21 protein-coding genes and 1 other annotated feature are annotated in these 22318 nt (G+C 29.4%); of the genes, 18 read left to right on the forward strand and 3 right to left on the reverse strand.

Annotated features, from left to right (window positions below):
- Window positions 1-93: 93 nt before the first annotated feature.
- Entirely contained in the window at window positions 94-2562 is a 2469-nt protein-coding gene (locus tag H9661_RS17865) for a GxGYxYP domain-containing protein (protein ID WP_143317133.1), read from the reverse strand.
- 260 nt (window positions 2563-2822) lie between these two features.
- Between H9661_RS17865 and H9661_RS17870 the strand changes: the two genes are divergently transcribed.
- From H9661_RS17870 to trpA, 8 genes are all read left to right on the forward strand, one after another.
- Complete coding sequence (locus tag H9661_RS17870; RefSeq protein WP_143317134.1) at window positions 2823-4196, forward strand: MATE family efflux transporter; 1374 nt, start codon at window positions 2823-2825, stop codon at window positions 4194-4196.
- Between the two features lie 197 nt (window positions 4197-4393).
- Window positions 4394-4707 (forward strand) — a binding site (T-box leader).
- A gap of 54 nt (window positions 4708-4761) precedes the next feature.
- Window positions 4762-6156, forward strand: coding sequence for an anthranilate synthase component I (gene trpE, locus H9661_RS17875; protein WP_191770118.1), 1395 nt, complete (start codon window positions 4762-4764; stop codon window positions 6154-6156).
- Window positions 6153-6731, forward strand: coding sequence for an anthranilate synthase component II (locus H9661_RS17880; RefSeq protein WP_143317138.1), 579 nt, complete (start codon window positions 6153-6155; stop codon window positions 6729-6731). Before trpE ends, H9661_RS17880 begins: the two co-directional genes overlap by 4 nt.
- Window positions 6721-7725: an anthranilate phosphoribosyltransferase gene (gene trpD / locus H9661_RS17885; RefSeq protein ID WP_143317140.1), complete on the forward strand. Its 1005-nt coding sequence runs from the start codon at window positions 6721-6723 to the stop codon at window positions 7723-7725. The genes H9661_RS17880 and trpD overlap by 11 nt, the downstream gene beginning before the upstream one ends.
- Window positions 7726-7737: 12 nt before the next feature.
- Window positions 7738-8520, forward strand: coding sequence for an indole-3-glycerol phosphate synthase TrpC (gene trpC, locus H9661_RS17890; protein WP_191770120.1), 783 nt, complete (start codon window positions 7738-7740; stop codon window positions 8518-8520).
- Between the two features lies 1 nt (window position 8521).
- Entirely contained in the window at window positions 8522-9145 is a 624-nt protein-coding gene (locus H9661_RS17895; RefSeq protein WP_185966823.1) for a phosphoribosylanthranilate isomerase, read from the forward strand.
- Window positions 9135-10313 (forward strand): tryptophan synthase subunit beta, encoded by a 1179-nt coding sequence (gene trpB / locus H9661_RS17900; RefSeq protein ID WP_143317146.1) that lies wholly within the window; start codon window positions 9135-9137, stop codon window positions 10311-10313. Before H9661_RS17895 ends, trpB begins: the two co-directional genes overlap by 11 nt.
- Window positions 10306-11076: a tryptophan synthase subunit alpha gene (gene trpA / locus H9661_RS17905; protein WP_191770122.1), complete on the forward strand. Its 771-nt coding sequence runs from the start codon at window positions 10306-10308 to the stop codon at window positions 11074-11076. The genes trpB and trpA overlap by 8 nt, the downstream gene beginning before the upstream one ends.
- Window positions 11077-11401: 325 nt before the next feature.
- Here trpA and H9661_RS17910 read toward each other — a convergent pair whose 3' ends face one another.
- Window positions 11402-12091 carry a dihydrofolate reductase family protein gene (locus tag H9661_RS17910; protein ID WP_191770124.1) on the reverse strand — a complete coding sequence of 230 codons (690 nt, stop codon included), beginning with the start codon at window positions 12089-12091 and terminating at the stop codon, window positions 11402-11404.
- 560 nt (window positions 12092-12651) lie between these two features.
- On the opposite strand from H9661_RS17910, the gene pepF reads away from it, so the two are divergent.
- The 7 genes from pepF (at window position 12652) to H9661_RS17945 (ending at window position 18774) form a co-directional block, all read left to right on the forward strand.
- Complete coding sequence (gene pepF / locus H9661_RS17915; protein ID WP_191770126.1) at window positions 12652-14460, forward strand: oligoendopeptidase F; 1809 nt, start codon at window positions 12652-12654, stop codon at window positions 14458-14460.
- Between the two features lie 270 nt (window positions 14461-14730).
- A complete protein-coding gene (locus H9661_RS17920) occupies window positions 14731-15240 on the forward strand; it encodes a QueT transporter family protein (protein ID WP_191770128.1) in 510 nt (169 codons plus the stop codon).
- Between the two features lie 205 nt (window positions 15241-15445).
- The gene (locus H9661_RS17925) at window positions 15446-15955 is read left to right on the forward strand and encodes an RNA polymerase sigma factor (RefSeq protein WP_191770130.1); all 510 of its coding nucleotides are present in this window, start codon (window positions 15446-15448) and stop codon (window positions 15953-15955) included.
- Window positions 15945-16925, forward strand: coding sequence for an anti sigma factor C-terminal domain-containing protein (locus H9661_RS17930; protein WP_191770132.1), 981 nt, complete (start codon window positions 15945-15947; stop codon window positions 16923-16925). The genes H9661_RS17925 and H9661_RS17930 overlap by 11 nt, the downstream gene beginning before the upstream one ends.
- Window positions 16926-16936: 11 nt before the next feature.
- Window positions 16937-17743 carry a hypothetical protein gene (locus H9661_RS17935; RefSeq protein WP_191770134.1) on the forward strand — a complete coding sequence of 269 codons (807 nt, stop codon included), beginning with the start codon at window positions 16937-16939 and terminating at the stop codon, window positions 17741-17743.
- Window positions 17744-17843: 100 nt separating this feature from the next.
- Window positions 17844-18146 carry a hypothetical protein gene (locus H9661_RS17940; RefSeq protein ID WP_191770136.1) on the forward strand — a complete coding sequence of 101 codons (303 nt, stop codon included), beginning with the start codon at window positions 17844-17846 and terminating at the stop codon, window positions 18144-18146.
- A 64-nt stretch (window positions 18147-18210) separates the two neighbouring features.
- The gene (locus H9661_RS17945) at window positions 18211-18774 is read left to right on the forward strand and encodes an acetylglutamate kinase (protein ID WP_243240498.1); all 564 of its coding nucleotides are present in this window, start codon (window positions 18211-18213) and stop codon (window positions 18772-18774) included.
- 57 nt (window positions 18775-18831) lie between these two features.
- Here the strand turns inward: H9661_RS17945 and H9661_RS17950 are convergent, their stop codons facing one another.
- A complete protein-coding gene (locus H9661_RS17950) occupies window positions 18832-19287 on the reverse strand; it encodes an RNA-binding protein (RefSeq protein ID WP_143317156.1) in 456 nt (151 codons plus the stop codon).
- Between the two features lie 191 nt (window positions 19288-19478).
- Here H9661_RS17950 and H9661_RS17955 point away from each other — a divergent pair, with 191 nt between their 5' ends.
- From H9661_RS17955 to H9661_RS17965, 3 genes are all read left to right on the forward strand, one after another.
- Window positions 19479-19853, forward strand: a complete 375-nt coding sequence (locus tag H9661_RS17955) for a DUF1284 domain-containing protein (RefSeq protein ID WP_143317158.1) — start codon at window positions 19479-19481, stop codon at window positions 19851-19853.
- A 21-nt stretch (window positions 19854-19874) separates the two neighbouring features.
- Window positions 19875-20261, forward strand: a complete 387-nt coding sequence (gene gloA, locus H9661_RS17960; protein ID WP_191770138.1) for a lactoylglutathione lyase — start codon at window positions 19875-19877, stop codon at window positions 20259-20261.
- Between the two features lie 152 nt (window positions 20262-20413).
- On the forward strand, window positions 20414-22318 hold a 1905-nt coding region (locus H9661_RS17965), incomplete at its 3' end, for a hypothetical protein (RefSeq protein ID WP_191770140.1).

Below are 22318 nucleotides of genomic sequence, written 5' to 3' on the forward strand. Positions count from 1 at the left end.
CTAATGAACCGCCGTATACCGAACGGTACGTACGGTGGTGTGAGAGGTCGGTAGATAAAATAATTATCTACCTCCTATTCGATTATGTAAAAGTTATTTGATAGGAGTAATGTTTTTTCTTATTAAATCCATAAAAGTTTCTGGAGTGACAATAGTAACCTTAGGATTCTTATTTAACTTTTTTACAACTTTATTAAGATCATCTAAGCTTTTACTCCAAGCATGAACATAAACAAAGGTGTAACTATTAGGGTTATTAATACCAATTTCACCACGACTAATTCTATCATTAATGTTTTTAACAAGTTCATCTTCGCTTTCAATGCCATTCCAAAGTAAATCTCTACAGGATATTATGGGTTTATTATTTGAGTAAGTAATTTCTCCTTTATAATTATTATGTTTGTGATAATCGAGATAAAATAAGCCCTGAATATCATTCTTAGCAGTAAAGTTATCCCAAAGTTTAGTGTTATAGAAAGAAGAATCATCTAGGATTAATAAATATTTTTCATCTACATTTTTCATATAATTATTTAATCTATCTATATAAATTTTAAGTGCATTACTATCAAATTTACTGGGGTACATATATCCAGTTCCAGATGGAGGCACTAAAAAATAATCATTATAATATCCAGAAGAAGCATTTTCATAATATAATTTATAAACAGTAGGTGCTAGATAATATAATGATGGACTTAATGACCAACCTAAATTAAATTTCCCTCTATAAGAAGAACCATACCATTTAGGAGAACTATAATTTGTGCCAAGATTCCATTGTTGATTATCACCATCAGATATAATAAATGTTACATAATGGGTGTCTTTTTTTATGGGAGTGTTTTGTAATGCTTTTTGAGTAATTGGAACAGAAGGGAAAGCATTTAATACCGTTAAATTATAAGAATAATCTGCAGCTACAATACTAACGCCATATTTTGAAGCTGTACTTACATTTATAAATTCATCGGGGCCCCAACCGAGACAAGTTGAATCTTTTTCAGCAGATGAAAAAATTTTTTCTCTAAGAGAAAAATCCTTGATACTATCTTCATAAAATATTAAAGATTTTGTCATTATGCCATAATCTCTTAGTGCAGTATCTTTATCAGGAGATAGCTCTATTATTATTGAATGATTTAAACCCAAACTCCACAAGTTATCATAAGCCCAATATTTATCTGTGTTTCTTAAATCATCTTTTAGTTTAGTTATACCATGTTCTATTACTTTATCTTGGATGGTTTCATCAATTGCAATAGAATTAGTTAATGAAGCAAGGGAACAAGCATTGTTTATAGAAGGATCAGTTATGGATTTATTAGCATAAAGAATATATCCATAAACATAACTTTTAAACTTATCAAGTAACTCCCAAGGATTTGAAATGGTCTCGTAAAAAATTCCATAATTATTTTTTAAGTCATCTAACCAAATTTGATAATCAGGTTCAGAGGAATTAAGAGTGTATATTTGAGATGAAGAATTGCTATTAACTAAACCTTGTAGGGTAGCAATCATGGTTCTTTCAGCTGAAGTCATATTATCTTGAGAAATAACGTATAGGCTTGTTGGAGTTATTTCATTTTTTATGAAATTGGATTTGTTTTTATTTAAAGAACACATTGGAAAAGAACTAGAGGATAAAGTTTTTTTCCAATCACTCCATTTTAGTTTGTGGATATTATCATTTTCTTTACTATATTTATAGAAGTTTTTTAAGAAATTTATTCTTTCATCATTATAAAAAGATATAGTTTCCTTTTCATTAAAATTTGCTAAATGTAGCTGCCTTTTTATAATATCATCTATCATAACGTTTTTTGAGTTAGTAATAATATCATACATAATCATAAATGTAGTTGTTCTTCCTATACCTTCCTTGCAGTGAAAGTGAAACCATGAATTTTTAGGTTTTGAATTTACTGTATCTACAAAGAAATTAACCATATCATCTGTTGGTATTTTTCCATCAGTAACAGGAATACGAATATATGATAGTGATGAAGAATCAACAAGCTGATTTTCAGAAACCACTTTTGTCGGAGTTATGGTTATTTCAGGATGATTAAAAAATGAAATAGGTGTATCTAATTTTATATTACTTAATCTATTATTTTCGTCTAATATAACTTTTTCTTTTGATAATCCCATGTTAGCATTGTTATTATAATTAGCAAAGCTTATAGGAATTTCGTTGATGAATCCGTGAGATTCTTGTCTTAGATCAATAATTGTTATAGGAAGAGAAGTATCTATGGCATTAATGATTAATGGTAGATTATACTCTGAAAATTGGTGACTGCCAGAAATATTTAATGCACCTAAGCCCTTAAGATTAAAATCTTTATTGCTTTGAAAGCTTGTTAAATTTGAAGTTTTACGAAAATTTTGTGGCATATCATTATATTTTAAAGTATCTAAAATCAGATTTACATTGTTAGAATCTAAAGATAAACTGCATGCTTTTGTTAGTATAGTTTCTAACTTTAGATAGTTAAAGGTAATTAATAATATTAATAAAGAAGATATAAATAGTTTTGTTTTTTTCTTCAAGTATGGTCACCCCATCTACAATTTTTTGCTAAGTTAATAATGATAATACAGATATAATATTTACTTTTTGAACAACTTCTATACAAGAAGAAATTAATAAGCTTTACATATTAAAAATAACTTAATAAGCATGGTTGACATATCAACTATTTTTCAGTATATTAGTATGAGTGACATTTTCAGGACGATGCAGATGTTGTATATAGAAACATTTACTAGAAAAAGCAGAATAAATTAAAACAATAACTAAGGAGTTGAATATGAATAAAGAAACAAAAGAATTAGGCTATGAAAGTGTAGGAAGTTTATTGTTGAAGTTCTCAATACCTTCAATAATAGGAATGCTTGTTAATGCATTATATAGTATTGTAGATAGGTTTTTTGTTGGTAGGGGAGTTGGATCATTAGCCCTTTCTGGAGTTGCAGTAACATTCCCTATATCAAATGTTATTATGGCTTTTGGAATGCTTGTTGGAGTGGGTGCAGGGGCTGTAGTTTCAATAAAGCTTGGACAAAATAAACATAAGGAAGCTGAAAAGATTGTAGGTAATGCCCTAACTCTTGTAATTATTTTTTCAGTATTGATAACTATTTTTGGAATTATATTTTTAGAGCCAATCCTTAATATATTTGGTGCTAGTGCAGAGACTATGCCTGATGCGAAAAAATTTGCATTTATAATACTGTTAGGTGTAGTACTTCAAAATATAGGATTTGGTATGAACCCTATAATAAGATCAGAAGGTGATCCTAAAACTGCCATGAAAACAATGCTTATTGGAGCAGTACTTAACTTTTTAATAAATCCATTATTTATATTTGTGTTTAAATTAGGAGTGAGAGGATCAGCACTTGCAACAATATGCTCACAGGCTGTTTGTTCCGTATGGATATTATATTATTTTGTCAAAGGTAAGAGTTTATTAAAAGTTAAAAAGGAAAACTTGAAGTTATTTAAAGTTCATGTAAAAGAAATAATATCAATAGGGATGTCTCCTTTTGCAATGCAGATAGCTGCTAGTTTAATTACAATTACATTTAATAGAAGCCTTTCAAAATATGGCGGAGACATTGCTATAGGAGCTTTTTCTTTAATTAACAGTGTTAGTATGCTTATATTAATGCCTGTGTTCGGAATTAACCAAGGAGCTCAGCCAATAATAGGATATAATTATGGTGCTAAAAATTATGATAGAGTTAAACTTACATTAAAGTATGCATCAATTGCAGCTACTATAATTTGCTTATTTGGGTTTATTGTTGTTGAATTATTCCCAGCACAAATTATAAGTATTTTTAATGAAAGTGACGAAAGTCTTGTGGATATTGGTGCTAAGGGAATATCTATATTCCTTTCTATGCTTCCGGTAATTGGAGTGCAAGCTATATGTACAAATTATTTTCAAGCTATAGGAAAAGCAAAAATATCTATGTTTTTAAGTCTTTTGAGACAAGTTATTGTACTTTTACCACTTATACTGATCCTTCCTAAGTTTTTAAATTTAACTGGAGTTTGGATATCAGGACCAGCATCAGATTTTATTTCTGTAATTATTACAATTTTATTTATACTCCATGAAATGAGATTGCTTAATAAGGAAAAGAAGAATCTTGTAGAGGAATATGCAAAATAATTTTTATAAGGATAGGATAAGTTTAAAGTTATCTTATCCTTATTTTTATAAAAAAAATTGTCATAATTTTATTAAATCAAAGAAAATTGAAGAAAAGGAAAGAATATTATAAAAAAATAGACTTTAATTACAATATATATATAAATATAAAGGTAGCATATTAGGAAAAAGTTACATATAATATTATTAAAGTTAAGATAAAGTCGATGATAAGAGAGAGTAAATATTGGAGTTTAGTTTCCAGAGAACTTGGGATGGTGTGAACCAAGTACTGTAGCCTTTGTTGAATGGGTCTTTGAGACGACACTTGGAAAGTTTTAGTACAGGTGTACGGAGAGTCTACCGTTAAAAAGACAGGGTATCGATTAACTTCCGTACCTGATAAAGATGTGTAACATAGGTGGCATAGCGAAATTGTGGTATTTCGTCCTTTTGGATGAAATACCTTTTTTTATTTATAGTCACTTGTTATATAAATTTGGGTGGCAACACGAGTCACTTCGTCCCAATGTGTGGATGAAGTGGCTTTTTTTATTAAATTATAAGTAATTAGGGGGTTATGTATATGATTAGTACCACAGAATGCGATTTTAAAAAGAAAAAAGGTGATAGAAAAATATTTTCATTTATAAGTGAATATAGAGGAGATGAAATTACTCCTATCACTCTATTTAATGGATTAAAGGGCACTCGTAGATTTATTTTTGAAGGAGGAAGCAGGGAAGAACACTTTGGTAGATATTCTTTTTTAGGGGAAAATCCATATAAAGAAATTCAAGGAGAAACTCTAAAAGAAGTAAACGAGATAAAAAAAGAAGTTTCTTTAGAGTTTGATGAAAAGGGAAATCCTTTTACATTTAAAGGTGGAGCTATTGGATATATGGGGTATGATTCTATAGGCTTATATGAAAGAAAACTTAAGTTTGAAAATGATGATGATCTAAATGTTCCAACCATCAGGTTTAATTTTTATAAAAGATATATATGTTATGATCACTTAACTCATAAGGTTTATGTAGTAGATAGCATACTTAAAGATGATAATAGGAGTTTTCAAGAAATTAGAGAAGAACAAGATGAGTATTTTGAAAAAATTGCAAACAATTATTTTATAATAACAGAAAAAAGAGAACCTAAGAAGGATATAGAATTAAGATTTTCTGTAAGCAGAGAAGATCATAAGAAAAATATAGAGAAAGTTAAAGAATACATCAGAAAAGGAGATATTTTTCAAGTAGTTATATCAAGAAGAATGTATTGTGATACAGAAAAGTCACCACTTGAAATATACAGAAGGCTTAGAGAAGAAAACCCTTCACCATATATGTTTTTAATAGATTATGAAGATTATCAAGTTATAGGCTCGTCTCCAGAAAGTTTAGTATCAGTAAGAGACAAGGTGGTTACCACCAATCCTATAGCTGGAACTAGAAAAAGAGGACTTACTTCTGAAGAGGATTTAGAGCTTGAAAAAGAATTAATAGAAGATGAAAAAGAAAGAGCAGAACATGTAATGTTAGTTGATTTAGGGCGTAATGATATAGGCAAGATAAGTAAAGCAGGAACAGTTGAAGTAAAAGATTTTATGAATATAGAAAGATTTTCCCATGTAATGCATATTACAACAAAGGTTGTTGGAGAACTTGAAGAAGGTAAAGATTGTTTTGATGCATTAGCATCATGTCTTCCAGCAGGAACTCTATCTGGAGCACCTAAGATTAGAGCTATGGAAATTATAGAAGAGCTTGAAAATAAAAAAAGAGGAATTTATGCAGGATCGGTTGGTTACTTTTCTTATGGTGGTGATATGGATATGTGTATAGCGATAAGAACCCTTGTTTTAAAAGATGGAATTGCCCACTTACAAGCTGGTGGTGGACTTGTATATGATTCAGTTCCAGAAAATGAATGTTTAGAAATTGAAAATAAGCTTATGGCACTAAAGGAGGCATTGAGATGATAGTTTTAATAGATAATTATGATTCATTTACCTTTAATCTTTATCAATATTTAAGTGAATTTACAGAAGTGAAAGTTTTTAGAAACGATGAAATTACAATAGAAGAAATAAAAAATCTTAAACCAGAGGGGATAGTAATATCACCAGGGCCTGGAAGACCAGAAGATGCTGGTATATCAATAGAGGTAATTAAAAATTTAGGTGTGGAGATTCCTGTTCTTGGAATATGTTTAGGGCATCAAGCTATTGCATCAGCCTTTGGAGGCGGAGTTGTTAGAGCTAAAAAGATATTTCATGGTAAAAGCTCAAAGATACAAATAAGGGGAAATGATATTTTTGAAGGAATTAGTAGAAAACTTGAAGTTATGAGATATCATTCGCTAGTTGTAGAGAAAGAAAGCTTGCCAGAAGAAATTGAGGTTATTGGAGAAACCGTAGATGATGAAGTAATTATGGCCATTAAGCATAAGAAATTACCTATATATGGCCTTCAATTTCATCCAGAATCTATATTTACGCCAAAAGGGAAAAGAATGTTAAAGAATTTCGTGGAGGGGATTTGTAATGAAAATTGATGAAGGGATTTTAAAGATTATAAATGGTGAAAATCTAACAGAAGAAGAAACAAGGGCTATAATAAATGAAATTATGAGAGGTGAAGCTAATTCAACTAAGGTTGGAGGATTTCTAATTGGGCTTAGAGTAAAAGGTGAGACTTCTGATGAAGTTTTAGGAGCAGTTAAGGCACTAAGAGATAATATGATAACTGTTGATATGGAAAATAGAGAACATCTAATAGATACTTGTGGAACTGGTGGAGATGGAGGTAAAACCTTCAATATATCAACAGCTGTAGCTATAGTTGCAGCTAGTGGAGGGGTAAAGGTAGCTAAGCATGGAAATAGAGCAGTATCTAGTAAAAGCGGGAGTGCAGATGTATTAACTGAGCTTGGGATAAAGGTTGATTATACAAAAGATGAAAGTAAAAAGATTATAGAAGAAAAAGGAATGGCATTTTTATTTGCACCACAATATCATAAGGCTATGAAAAATGTTGCAAAGGAAAGAAAAGAATTGGCTACAAGAACATTATTTAATTTAATAGGACCATTAGCAAATCCAGCACCTATTACTGGGCAATTGCTTGGTGTTTATGATGGTAATTTAGTGAAAATGGCAGGTGAGGTTTTATTAAATTTAGGACTTGAAAGAGCTATGGTAGTTCACGGTGATGATGGATTAGATGAAATAACTACAACTACTACAACAACTGTATGTGAAGTAAATAATGGAGTGATAAAAGAATATAAAATAGATCCTGTTAGGTATGGAATAGAAAAGGTGGGAATTAAGGAAATAGAAGGTGGAAGTCCAAAAGAAAATTCGGAGATTATTATAAATATTTTAAAGGGTGAAAAAGGACCTAAAAGAGATATTGTAGTATTAAATGCAGCTGCAGCATTTTATGTAGCTAAGGTTACCAATTCAATAGAAGAAGGAATAGAACTTGCAAATAGCCTTCTCGATTCAGGTAAAGCTTTCGAAAAGCTAAGGGAAATACAAGTTTAGAGGAGGAAGGTTATGATATTAGATAAGATCTGCAGGGAAAAGTATAAGAGAGTTGAAGAGAGAAAAAAACTTATATTAATAGATAAGTTATATGAAAAAGCAGGTGAATTAATCTCAACAGAAAACAATTTTAAAAATGTCTTGGGAGGAGATAACTTTTCTATTATAGGAGAATTTAAAAAAGCTTCTCCTTCTAAAGGGATAATAGTTCCAGACTTCGATATAGAAAAAATAGCTCATATTTATAGTGAATTTAAGATTGATGCTTATTCAGTGTTAACAGAAGAAGATTTTTTTATGGGATCAGATGAATATTTGAAAAAGGTTAAGGCATTAAGTGATAGACCCATACTTAGGAAAGATTTTATTATAGACTTTTATCAAATATATGAAGCAAAAATTTTAGGAGCATCAGGAATATTATTAATTGCAGCAGTTTTAGGAGAAAAGTTGAAAGAGTTTTATGAAGAATGTAGAAAGTTTAATTTATATCCTTTAGTTGAAGTTCATAATAGAGAAGAATTAGATCTTGCATTAGAGTGTAATAGTGAAATTGTTGGCATAAATAATAGAGATTTAAAGAACTTTAATACCACTTTAAAGACAACAGAAGATCTTATTAAACATGTCCCAAAGGGAAAAATAATAATTTCTGAAAGTGGCATGAAGACTATTAGCGATTTACAGAAAGTTAAAGATTTTGGAGCAAATGGGGCTTTAGTTGGAGAAATGTTTATGAGAAATATTCATGATGAAGAGTTTAAAGAAAGATTTAATATCTTTAAGGGTGAGTAAGATGAAGATAAAGATATGTGGAATAACGTCAGAAAAGGAAATAGAGTTTTTAAATGATTTACAGCCTGACTATATAGGATTTGTATTTGCAAAGAGCAAAAGGATTGTAAGTAAGGAAAAAAGCAAACTTCTATATGATAAGTTGGACAAAAAAATAAAGGCAGTAGGTGTGTTTAGAAATAATGAAATAGAGTATGTAAAAGATATATTAAAGTTAGTTCCTCTAAACGTTGTTCAACTACATGGAGATGAAGATGAAGATTTTCTTAGCAAGTTAAGAGAAGATTTTAAGGGGGAAATATGGAAAGGCGTTTGTATTAACGATGAGAATGATATTAAAGATATTAACAAAATAGAGGTTGATTCATTAGTGCTAGATGGAAGTAATCCTGGTGAAGGAAAGATATTTCCTTGGAAATATATGGATAATAAATTACTAGAAAAGAAATTATTCTTAGCAGGTGGAATTAATGAAGATAATGTACTAGCGGCTATAGAAGAGATAAATCCTTATGGAATAGACCTATCTTCTGGAGTTGAATCAATTATAGACGGAAAAAGAATTAAGGATGAAATAAAAGTTAAAAGATTAATAGATAAAGTGAGGGAAAGATATGAAAGGTAGATTTAATGAATTTGGAGGACAGTTTGTACCAGAAACTTTAATGAATGCTTTAAATGAATTAGAAGAAGAATTCAAAAAAGCTATAAAGGATGAAAAGTTTTTAGAGGAATATATGTATTATCTTAAGGATTATACAGGAAGACCAAGTCCACTATACTATGCTGAAAATATGACAGAGGATTTAGGTGGAGCAAAGATTTATTTGAAAAGAGAAGATTTAAATCATACTGGAGCTCATAAGATTAATAATACTATAGGGCAAATCCTTTTAGCAAAGAGAATGGGAAAGAAAAAGGTGATAGCTGAAACAGGCGCAGGACAACATGGTGTTGCAACTGCAACGGTTGCAGCTAAGTTCAAAATGGAATGTAAGATATTTATGGGAGAAGAGGATATAAGAAGACAAGCTTTGAATGTTAAGAAGATGGAACTTTTAGGCGCAGAAGTTATTTCAGTAAAAAGCGGGAATGGAACTTTAAAAGATTCTGTTAACGAGGCAATAAGATACTGGGTTTCTAATATAGAAGATACTTATTATATTATGGGAACAGTAGCAGGACCACATCCTTATCCTATAATGGTTAGAGATTTTCAAAGGATAATAGGAGACGAAGCCAAAAAGCAAATACTAGAAAAGGAAGGAAGACTTCCAGATTATATAGTAGCACCAGTTGGTGGTGGAAGTAATGCTATGGGAATATTCTATTCATTTATAGAAGATAAAGATGTAAAACTAATTGGTGTTGAAGGTGCTGGAAAAGGTATAGAAACAGGAGAACATGCAGCAGCTTTAACTGCAAAAGAAACTGGAGTATTACATGGGATGATGAGCTATGTACTAAAAGATGATGATGGACAAATTAAAGAAGCTTATTCTATTTCAGCAGGACTTGATTATCCATCAGTTGGGCCAGAACATGCCTATCTTTCTTCAATAAAAAGAGCTTATTATGATAGTGTAACTGATAGTGAAGCCGTTGATGCATTTTTATATTTAACAAAGATAGAAGGTATAGTTCCTGCTTTAGAATCATCTCATGGATTAGCATATGCAAAGAAATTAGCCCCTACCTTATCAAAGAATGAAATAATTATTGTAAATATTTCAGGTAGAGGGGATAAGGATATGGATACAATAATTAAGTATTTGGAGGATAGTCATGAATAGAATAGATTTAGTATTTGATAAATTAAAGAAAGAAAATAAGAAGGCATTAATACCATTTATATCTTGCAGTGATCCTTCATTAGAAGAGACTGTAGATAATGTATTAAAGTTAGAGAAATCAGGAGCTAGTATTATTGAAATAGGAATTCCTTTTAGTGATCCCCTAGCGGATGGACCTGTAATTCAAGATTCATATTGCAGAGCTTTAAGAAATGGTTTTAAGGTTAAGGATATTTTTGCTTGTGGGAAAAGAGTTCGTGAAAAGAGTGAAGTTCCATTAGTAATAATGGTTTATTATAATTTAGTTTATGCTAGAGGAATTGATAAATTCTTAAAGGAAGCAAGCGAGGCTGGCTTTGATGGTTTGATAATTCCAGATATTCCTCTTGAGGAAAGAGGGGAGTTAAAAGAAAAATGCGAAGCCTTTGAAATATATTTAATACCGCTTGTAGCTCCAACTTCTAAGGAAAGAATAGAAAAGATAATTAAGGGAGCTAATGGATTTATATATTGTGTATCTTCTAATGGAACAACTGGCGAGAGAAGTGGGTTAAGTGAAGGCATCAGTGATTATTTAAATATGGTTCGTGCAAACACAGAGGCACCTATATGTTTAGGCTTTGGAATATCTTCAAGAGAGGTCGTAAAGGAAGTTAAGGATTATTGTGATGGGGTTATTATTGGAAGTGCTGTTGTTAGGAGGCTTGGTGAAAATAGAGAGCAGGCTTTCGAGTTTGTTCAAGATATAAGTGAAGAATTTTAATAGCATATTCTCATATTCTAGTATTCTAATATTCTTAAGAATATGCTGGTAAAATGCGGGTTTAATAAGATTTAGTGAAGTTTTGGTTCAGAGATAAACCTCCAAGAAAATCTAAGGGATGATTTTCTTGGAGGTTTGTAGTTTGTATGTCCAGTTGTGAAAAACTCTAGTGAATGATATAGAATCTGAAGGAAGTGGAAGGCAAAGTCTTGATTTAAGTAATTTTAATAAATGGCTATGTTTTAAAATATTGTTGAAAATAAGACGATTTTTAAAGGAAGTCATTTGACTTCCTTATAATATGCTTTTTAACAAAAATATTTTTTTAACTTACCAACTGATAAGTCAAACGTATATATGAATCTTCAAGCATTTTGCAATTTTTTAGTTTTAAAACTCCAAGTTCATTAAGTTGGTTCTGCGTGTTGATTGATTCCCCATCTATCAATGTAGGAGTATCTTTTCCACCAACAAGAAGTGGTGCAACAACAACATCTACATAATCAAAGAGTTTGTTTCGTAAAAACTCACAATTCATCATGCCCCCTGATTGGATTGTAAGACGTTCAACTTGATACTTATTTTTCAATATTTCCAAAAGACCTATCAAATCAAATTCATTTTGCATGATTATATTAAGATTATCTCTTTTCATGTCTAAAGCAGGATGTTCGTCATTGTGTGTTACTATATAGAGTGAATTTACCCATTTACATAGATAGTCTATTCCTTTTTTGCTCAAGTGAGGCTTGTTATCTATGATTACGAAGTTACATGGAATCTTTTTAGGTGTATTAGTTTTACTATTAACTCCTATTTTTTCCATAACACGACCAGTATTTAAAGACCATAAATCTGTTGTTTGTTCAATTTCATAATATTGATGAATACCTTCTTTCACGCCAGAAATAGTATGCCAGTCTTTATCTGTATCAAGTACATCATTTGATCCACTTGATATTTTTCCATCTACAGACATCAGCATAAACAAGGTAGTAATAGGTCTATTTTTCATTATTTTACCCCTCTTATATTTCATATAAAACATAATTATACACTTTTTAACTATAATTTATTACAATTGTATAATTAATCTGTGTTCTAATTATATCATTAATTTCAATATAATGTATATAATCAAACAAATATTGGTTCTCTTTCTCTAAAATTTTCCGTTTTTTTAACTTGCTTACCTCTCTTACGAGATTTTCGTGGCATTTTAGAAGGTTTTGTATCTTTTTAAGTGTTACTCTACCGTATCCATTTCCTTGATATTTATGATCTATCATAAGTCTGCATAGCTAATAAATGTTATTTATTAGCATTACCCATATATTGTGAATACAACCATAGTCTTGTTAACATATACTGCCTTTGTAGTCCACCCATTTTCAATTTTTGATTGAGAAGTAGAAACTGCATTTCAAGCAATGAATTCCTAAACTGTAAACTTAATATTTTTGCTATTATAAGTGTATAACTAAAAATAAAAAAGCTTTATACAATTTTAGTGGACTGAATGAGTAAAGAGATATAAAATACAAATTATAGAAAATATATAAGGAGGAATTACTAATGCAAAAAGTTCTAAAAGAGAGAAAAGATGTAGACCAAGCACTTACTTGGGATTTATCTGCTATTTATTCTACAGATGAAGAATTTCAATCAGCTGTAAAAGAAATGAAAGAGCTTTCTATGAAAATAGAAAAAGATTATAAAGGCAAATTGAAGACAGCAAAGAAGATTAATGAATGCTTAGATGAACTAAGAAAATTATACAAGATTAAGGATCTTACAAATTCTTATGCAGAGCTCTCCGTTTCAGTGGATTATACAAATAATGAAAATCAGGATAAATATTCTAAAATTATCAATATAACATCAGATATTGAAAGTAAATTAAGTTTTATAGAAAGTGAAATCATACAAGTTGATGATAAAGTTTTAGATGATGCAATAAGTGCATCAAAAGAAAATAGTAATTATTTAAAGGATAAAAAAAGAGAAAAGGTATATGCACTTCATCCTGAAGTAGAAAGAGTATTAGCTGCTTTATCTGGAACATTAGAATCACCTTATAAAATTTATGAGCAAGCTAAGCATGCAGATATGAACTTTAAAAGTTTCACCGTAGATGGCAAGACATATCCTCTTGGATATGCACTCTTTGAAAATGAATATGAATATGAAAATGATACAAAGGTTAGAAGAGCTGCTTTTAAAGCTTTTTCTGATAAAATAAGAGAATATCAATATGCTACAGCAGCAACTTATGGAGTTCAAGTACAGAAAGAAAAAAATATGGCTACATTAAGAGGTTTTGATTCTGTTATAGATAGTTTATTGTTTTCTCAAAAGGTTGATATAGACTTATACAACAGACAGATAGATATTATAACTGAAAAACTAGCACCTCATATGAGAAAGTATGCAAAACTTCTGAAGAAAATACATAAACTTGATGAAATGACTTTTGCAGACTTGAAGATTGCAGTGGATCCAGAATATGATCCTAATGTGACAATTGAAGAATCTAAAAAATATATTGAAGGTGCTTTGGCTATATTAGGTGATGATTACTTAGAAATGGTCAAAAGAGCTTATAATGAGAGATGGATTGATTTTGCACAAAATAATGGAAAGTCCACAGGAGGATTTTGCGCAAGTCCTTATGGAAGTAACTCCTTTATATTGCTATCATGGAGTGAAAAGATGGCAGAGGTATTTACTTTAGCTCATGAACTTGGTCATGCAGGTCACTTTAAATTATGTAACGAAAATCAGAATATATTTGATGTAAATGTTTCTACATATTTCGTAGAAGCGCCATCTACTATGAATGAGCTTCTTATGGCAAATTATCTTTTACAGACTAATAAGGATAAAAGGTTTAGAAGATGGGTTTTATCTTCAATGATTAGCCATACTTATTATCATAATTTTGTAACTCATCTTTTAGAAGCAGCTTATCAAAGAGAGGTATATAGAATAATTGATAAAGGAGGAAGTGTTCAGGCTTCAACTCTTAGCAAAATAAAAAAAGAAGTCCTTGAAAAGTTCTGGGGAGATGATGTGAAGATGATTGATGGAGCAGAGTTAACTTGGATGAGGCAGCCTCATTATTATATGGGACTTTATTCTTATACTTATAGTGCAGGACTTACAATAGCAACAGAAGTGAGCAAGAGAATATTAAAAGAAGGCAAAACAGCTATAGATGATTGGAGAAAAGTACTTAAAGAAGGAGGAACAAAGACACCTATAGAACTTGCAAAAATGGCTGGAGTAGATATAAGTACAGATAAGCCTCTTATTGATACCGTTTATTATATTGGTAGTATAGTTGATGAGATAATTAAGCTTACTGAAGAAATTGAAGCTTAACTTGTAATAATTTTATTTGTTTGATATAATCTTAAAGGTGAAAATTAGCATTTAGTCAGTTCGAAAGCCTCCTGACTTAAAACAAAACTACGGTTAAATAATTAAGAATGATAAAGATTTGAGTTGATTATTGTTAATAGAATCTTTTATTTTTGTTGAGTTTATTTATCGTAGGAGATATTTCCTACGATTTTTTTGATGAAATATTTTTGGAGAGCTTTACATATAATGTTGATTTTCTAATATCATTAATAAAATGGAGTGATTTACTTGAATAATAATATGACAACACAGAGATTAGTTAAAACAGCTATTATAGCAGCAATTTACGCAATATTAACACTTGTGCTAGCTCCCATAAGCTATGGGGCTATTCAAATTAGAATATCAGAAATAATGGTGCTATTAGCACTTTTTGATCCATTTTATATAGTTGGTCTTACACTAGGATGCTTTATTGCAAATATTCTTGGACCGAATGGATTAGTGGATGCTATATTTGGGACATTAGCAACATTTATTAGTGTTTACGCTATTTCGGCTACGGCAAAAAGGGTGAAAAATAAAGATATTTCGTTAGTAGTAGCATCACTTTGGCCTACTGTTATTAATGGGCTAATAGTTGGAGGCATGCTTAACTATCTTTATCAAGTACCACTTGTGTTTGCCATTGGTACAGTTGCAATTGGTGAATTTGTTGTGGTTACTATAGTTGGAGTGCCAATTACGAAAATCATACAAACTAAATATGATATCCCCTTAGGGAAGAATTTAAAATAGCAAATTTAAAAGCCTATGATTTTAATTAATCTTAAAACTCACGGAAATGATATGCTCCCTTTCTACTTGACAGGGAGCATATCATTTTCATGGGTTTTTTATTGTTTTTTTATAAAATTACTGTATACATATCTATTTTTGAAACGTTATATTAGCAGAAGTATTTCAAGAAGATTAACTATTTTATCTTATGGAAGGAGAAATGATGAGTGATGAATTAATAATTAAGATATTCCAAGAAAAAATGAATCTCATCTACAAGTATTTAATGAAACTTGGCTGTAGCAGTGAAAATGCTGAAGATATAGTTCAAGATACCTTCTATAAAGCATTGAAATATATGGATGGTATAGATGAAGACAAGCTGTCTTCGTGGCTTTTTAAAGTAGCTATAAATAAATATTATGATTTATGTAGAAAAAACAATAGACATGTTCATTTAAGTATTGATGAAGAAATCTTTAAAGAAAGATTAACAGATAGTAGGTTAGTTGAAGATTTTATATTGGATTTAGAAAAAAAAGAAGAAATCCTTAATATTTTAAATTCAGTTAATGATATTTATAAGAATTTATTATTTTTTAAATATGATATGGGATTATCTTATAAGGAGATAGGGGAACTCTTAGATATTAATGAAAATACGGTGAAAACCTACCTGTTTAGAGCCAGGGAACAATTTAAAAAGTTATGGAGGGAAAGGTATGAAAAGTGATGATGAAAAATTAAGAGAGTTGTTTGAAGTAGATGAGAGACCAATCTTAAGTAGAACAATAAGAAAAGCTAAAACTTTATCAATAATGAGAAGTATAATAATAAGTTTAATGATAATTGTTGTTGCAGGCTTTGTATTCCTAGGGTCCAATTCTACTGCTTTAAACATAATTAGTAATAGAAAAAAGAATAGTTTAATAGATTGGTATAATATAGCTATGCCAAATGCTTATGTTGGATATTGTCAAGTGAATGATGGAATTACGGTTGGTGAAATAAATTATAGCAGATTTAGATTTTTAGGAAGTAAACCAATAAAAGATGGAGATTTCACAGAGAGTTATACTTATGTACCTTTAATTAATAATAAAGAAGAGATATATAATGGTATTGATAATTATTTGTTAAAAACTAAAGATGAGTTAACAAAAAAAATTGCTGGTTATAATAAATCGGGCAAGCATATTATGGAGTTTTATCATCCACTTGAAAGATTTGAAAATTATTCAAATGATTTTGAAAAGCTTAATGAAATAGATAATAATAAATTAGCAGAAATGTCTCTATCCTTTGACAAACCATATAGTCTTGAAGAAGTAAAGGCCATGATTCCAAAGGAAGTCACTTTAAATTGGTATTGGGTAGATACCTATGATCCAAAGGAGCTAAATTATAGAGTGTTAGATGAATATAGGGTATATGGAATGAAAGCTATAGATAGAGATGGAGAAGCAAGTGATCCTAGCCAAAAATTTATAGATACAATTGTTAAGCATAAAAATAGTGAAGATAATAATCATATTTATGAAAAAATATATAATACATTAAGTGGTGGAAATGGTGAAATTAAAAAAGATGATTTAAAGATAATAGGGGTAGTTGTAAGTGGAGATGTAAAATCTTTAAAGACGTTAAAGGAAAAGGAATTTATAAAGGCAGCTACCTTAGGAGCTGTAGCTGACAAGTATTAGGGGGAATATTAATGAAAACATATTTTAAATTAGAATTAAAAAAATCTTTATCTTCTTGGAGAACCAAAATATCCATTTTAATAATTATAGCTATGTTTATGATTCCGTATTTTCAAGGTTTATCTTTATTTAAACTTCCATTTTTCGAAGGCTTAAGTTTTATAGATGCTAGTTCAGATGGAATCAATTGCTATATAAAACTTCATCATTATTCATATATAGGTTTTTTAGGTCCAACGATAGCAGCATTTATTTATTCCACTTCAATAATTAGCGATAGAAAGAATGGATTTTTGAAAAGGTTATTGGAAATTATAGATATAAAAACTTACTTGAAAGTTAAATTAGCAGTAAATGCTTTAGTGACCTCTATAGTTTTTATAGCGAGTAATTGTATTTTTATCTTATATCTAACTTTATTTTACGGAGTGGATAATGGAGTTTTAGATGAAATAATGGTAGGAGTATTTCCTGTAGTATATAAAAGCTCTAAAGTAATATATATTATTTTGTTATTAGTAGTAATAGCTGTTTCCTCAGCTTGTTTTTCAACTTTTATGCTAGGAGCTACAACAGCTGTTAACAAGAAATTTATAGCATATTTACTTTCTATATTTTATGCAGTGTTTACTGGTATTTTCTTTGAGATATGGGGGGCTAATTATGTAGTTGACTTCAATGTTGCGGAATTATTTAATTTAATTGCATATCATAATTTAACACTTACCCATGTTATAATATATGATATAGTATTGGCGTTAATTGGTATTGTGCTTTTATATAAGGTTAGCTATAAGAAGATTTCTGCATTATACTAGAGGGTAACTTATGATATTTTTCTGAAAATTTTTTGTGGATGTGCAGATGAAATACATAAAATAGAATTATAGAACAAAAGAAAGCATAGGAGGAAATTTAATGGCAAAGATAACTAGCAAAAGTAATGATTTTCTATTTTCAGCAAAGGACTCAACATCTTCAAAAATTTATTCTCTATTATTAGATTTAGTAAATGATAATAGAGAAGATTTAGCAAGACTTGTTAAAAAAGTAGATTACCTATTAGAATATACAAGTACTTGCATAAAACAAAAGGATTTTAAAGAGGCAAAGGATATAATTGAGAATGTTAATGAACGATTAAATTTCCTTGAAGACGAAAATGTTGATACAGAATATCTTAGATATCTATATGATGGTATTAAGAAAAAGATAAAGTAGAAAAGAGTAACTAAAATTGTAGATATGCATAAAATAGATAGAAATAATGATTTCGGAGAGTTCCATGTATAGAGATGAAGATGGAAAATATAATAATATTGTTAAGAGGATGAATATTGTAAATACCTTTCGTAAACTTTGGGAACAACATGGATTTTGGACTAGATCATTTATTATAAGTACAGCAGAAGGAACAGGAGACTTAGAATTAGTAACTAATAGACTTTTTAGAAATCCTGCTGACTTTGCAGAGGTGCTTAAATTATTTTATGGGAAAGAGAAAGCTAATACTTTTAAAAATTTACTAGAACAACATTTACTTATTGCAGCGGACCTTGTGAATGCAGCAAAAGCAGAGAGTACAGAAACTGCTGATGAAACTAGAAAGAAGTGGTATAAAAATGCAAGGCAAATTGCATATTTTCTTGAAGATATTAATCCAGTTTGGAAAAAAGAAGATTGGCAAGCAATGTTATTTGAACATTTAAAACTAGTTGAAAGTGAAGCTGTTAATAGACTTGGAAAGCAATATGCTGAAGATATAAAGATATTTGATAGTATTGAGAATCAAGCTTTGCAAATGGCAGATGAAATGTCAGAAGGCATTATGAGACAATTTAAAATTTAAAGTATAGAAAAGCGAAAAAGTGAATTCATACGAGTTCACTTTTTTTTTTACAGTGTTTTAATGCCTTCTTCGTGAATGTTTATGACGTCTACCACCATTAGGAGTCATGTTGTTATTCATCATAGGATTTTGATTATTCATATTTCCCATAAGCATGCTTAATAATGGATTCATACCATTCATGTTATTTTGTCCATTACCATTTTGCATAAGCATATCAATTAGAGGATTATTACCTGTATTATTAGGATTATTATTCATATTGTTTGGATTACTGTTCATATTTTGAAACATATTCATTAAAGATTCCATTTGATTATTTGAATTATTTTGTCCAGAATTATTATTCATGTTGCCCATTAGCATATTTAATAAACCATTGTTATTCATCATAGGATTTCCACCATTACTATTCATATTCCCCATTAACATATTAATTAGTGGATTACCACCCATTCTGCCATTGTTACCTCCCATCATGCTGGCTAGTAACATATTTATTAAAGGATTCATTTTTTCACCTCAATACGTATTGCTTGTACTATGCTATATTGTATTTAAATTGCAAGTAATTGGTGACTGTCTAAAAATATTATATTAAAACACTTATAATCCATTACTTGACAAGGGGGAAAAAGATTTTTATACTTTAAGTTAATAAAATTTCAATCTCAGCAATAAAATGATAGGGAGGTTAAAGGTATATGATAAAAATTAGACCTCATCATATAAATTGTATTTACTTTTATAAAGGACTTGGTTATAGTGAAAAATTTATAAAAGAAATGGACAAAATAGTAGGTTTATTAAAAAGTGAAGAAAATGTAGATGTTAAACTTGTTAATTGCTGTGATGATATATGTGAAAATTGCCCAAATAAACTTCAAGGTGAAATTTGTTTAACAAAGGATAAAGTTAACATGTTAGATAAATTAACCTTAAGGGAATATGGGCTTCAAATAAACTCCATTTACAGTTTTTCTTATATTGAGGAGAATATTTATAGAAATTATTCAAAAGAAAAATTTAAAAAGATATGTAAAGATTGCGAATGGTATAAAAATGGAACATGCATGTAAGATAGAAAGGGGAAAGTGTAAATGTCAGTGAAAATGTTACATACCTGTATAAGGGTTAAAAATTTAGAGGAATCATTAAAATTTTATGGAGAAGCTTTAGGGCTTATTGAAACAAGAAGAAAGGACTTTCCAGCACAAAAATTTACCTTAGTATATTTATCTAATGAAATAAATGGATATGAAATAGAACTTACATATAATTATGATGTAGAGAAGCCATATGAATTAGGAAATGGTTTTAGCCACACTGCTATTGGGGTTAAAAAATTGGAAGCTATGAGAGAAAAACATAAAGCTTTAGGTTATGAGGTTACAGATTTAAAAGGATTACCAGGAGAAAAACCTCATTATTATTTTGTAACTGATCCAGATGGATATAAAGTTGAAGTAATAAGATGTGATAATTAATTTAGATTAATAAAAACTATATTCATCAAAATTCGCCAAAAGATGTTCAAAATGAACATCTTTTTTGCTTTAATTCAGCAAAATGTGATATAATTTCCAATGTCCAAATAATTTGCAAACGGTAATATATTAAAATCAATAGGGGGAAACATATGAAAAAAATTATATCGCTATTTTGTGCTTTGATTTTTACATTTTATATAATGTTTAATGGAATAAATGTTGAAGTTAAAGCAGAAACAAAAGTGAGTAGTACTGAGAAACAGGATAAACCTAAAAGTGACGAGGAAACTAAAGAAAAACAGGTAGAAGAAATTACAAAAAATGATGTTAAAACCGAGGAGAAAAAAGTGGACATAAATTCTCCTAAAGAAGAGAAAGAGATTGCTTCGGTGGAAGATACTAAAACAGAATCTTTATCTGCATCAGAAGATTATTCAAGTTTTAAGTTAACTAGCAATAAAACGTATGAATTTACCAATACTTCGGCTTATAGTATAAAAATAGAATACGTAAGTTCTAGAGGCAATGGAAGGTATAGTTATATTGAGTATTATTATAATGGAAGTGTAAGAAAATTAAACAGAAATATTACATATGGAATAACTATACCAAGTGGCGACAAAGTAAGATTTTCTGCAGATGCAGGTAATGAAGTATCCCTTTCTATATTAAGCAAGTATAAAGACTTGATTAAAGAAACTTCTACTCCAGTATTTTATGAATATGACATGGTGAAAAATAAAGGGTATGAATTAACTAATAATACTAGTGATAATATTAGAGTATTAAGAGAAGATATAATTGATAATAGTAGTAGATATGATTATGTTTATTATAATAACTTAGGTGATGTATATGATTTAGATGTTAATATGTCTATAGATATAAATATAGAAAGTGGATATAAAAAAAGAATAAGCCTAAGAACTGGAAGTGCTTTAAAGTTATATATACCATATGAAAATAAGGATATTATAAAAGAAGTTGATAGGCCAGCTATATGGGATAGTAATATTGAAAAAGATAAAAATTATGAAATTAGTAATAACACAGGTAATTTTACAAAGATATTAACTGATACTATTAGTTCAAGTAATAACAGATATGATTATGTTTATTATAATGAAAGTGGAAGTGTTGCAGAAGTTGGAATCTATGAGAAAGGAAATATCAATATTGCTAAGGGATGTAGAAAGAAAATTTCCTTGTCTTCTGGATATAATTCCAGGATATATATGCCTTATGAACTTAAGGATATGATGAAGGAAGTAGATAATCCTGCTGTTTTCAAATTTGTAGCAACACCTAGTGTAAGTTATGAAATTAACAATAATGTAGGTAAGGCTTTTAAGGTTCAAAGCGATGGAAATTATACGAAAAATTATGACTATATAGATTATGATAGTTCTGGGAAGATTGCTAATTTAGATACCCAAAGATATGAAAATTTTATAGTAGAAAATGGACATAAAAAAAGAATTAGCTTAAGTGTAGGAAGTGAAATAACATTTTTTGTACCATATGAATATAAAAATACAGTTAAGGAGGTTCAAACTCCTGCGTTTTATAAAGTCACGGCAACTGCAGATAAAAGTTATGAAATAAATAATAATACAGCTAAATCAATTAGTGTTCTAAATGATAATGACTACAATAACAAGTATGAATATATTGATTATGATAAAACTGGTGAAATAACTAAGCAAGTGGTAGGAAAATATGATAATTTTGCAGTAGAAAGTGGACATAAAAGAAGAATAAGCTTAAATGCAGGAACTGGTATAAAATTATATGTGCCATATGAATATAAAGATACTGTAAAAGAATCACAAAGTCCTGCATTTTATAAAGTAATAGCAACTGGGAATAAAAGCTATGAAATAAATAATAATACAGCTAAATCAATTAGTATTCTAAATGATAATGACTACAATAACAAGTATGAATATATTGATTATGATAAAACTGGTGAAATAGCTAAGCAAGTGGTAGGAAAATATGATAATTTTGCAGTAGAAAGTGGACATAAAAGAAGAATAAGCTTAAATGCAGGA

Source organism: Clostridium cibarium (assembly GCF_014836335.1).
Taxonomy (GTDB): domain Bacteria; phylum Bacillota; class Clostridia; order Clostridiales; family Clostridiaceae; genus Clostridium; species Clostridium cibarium.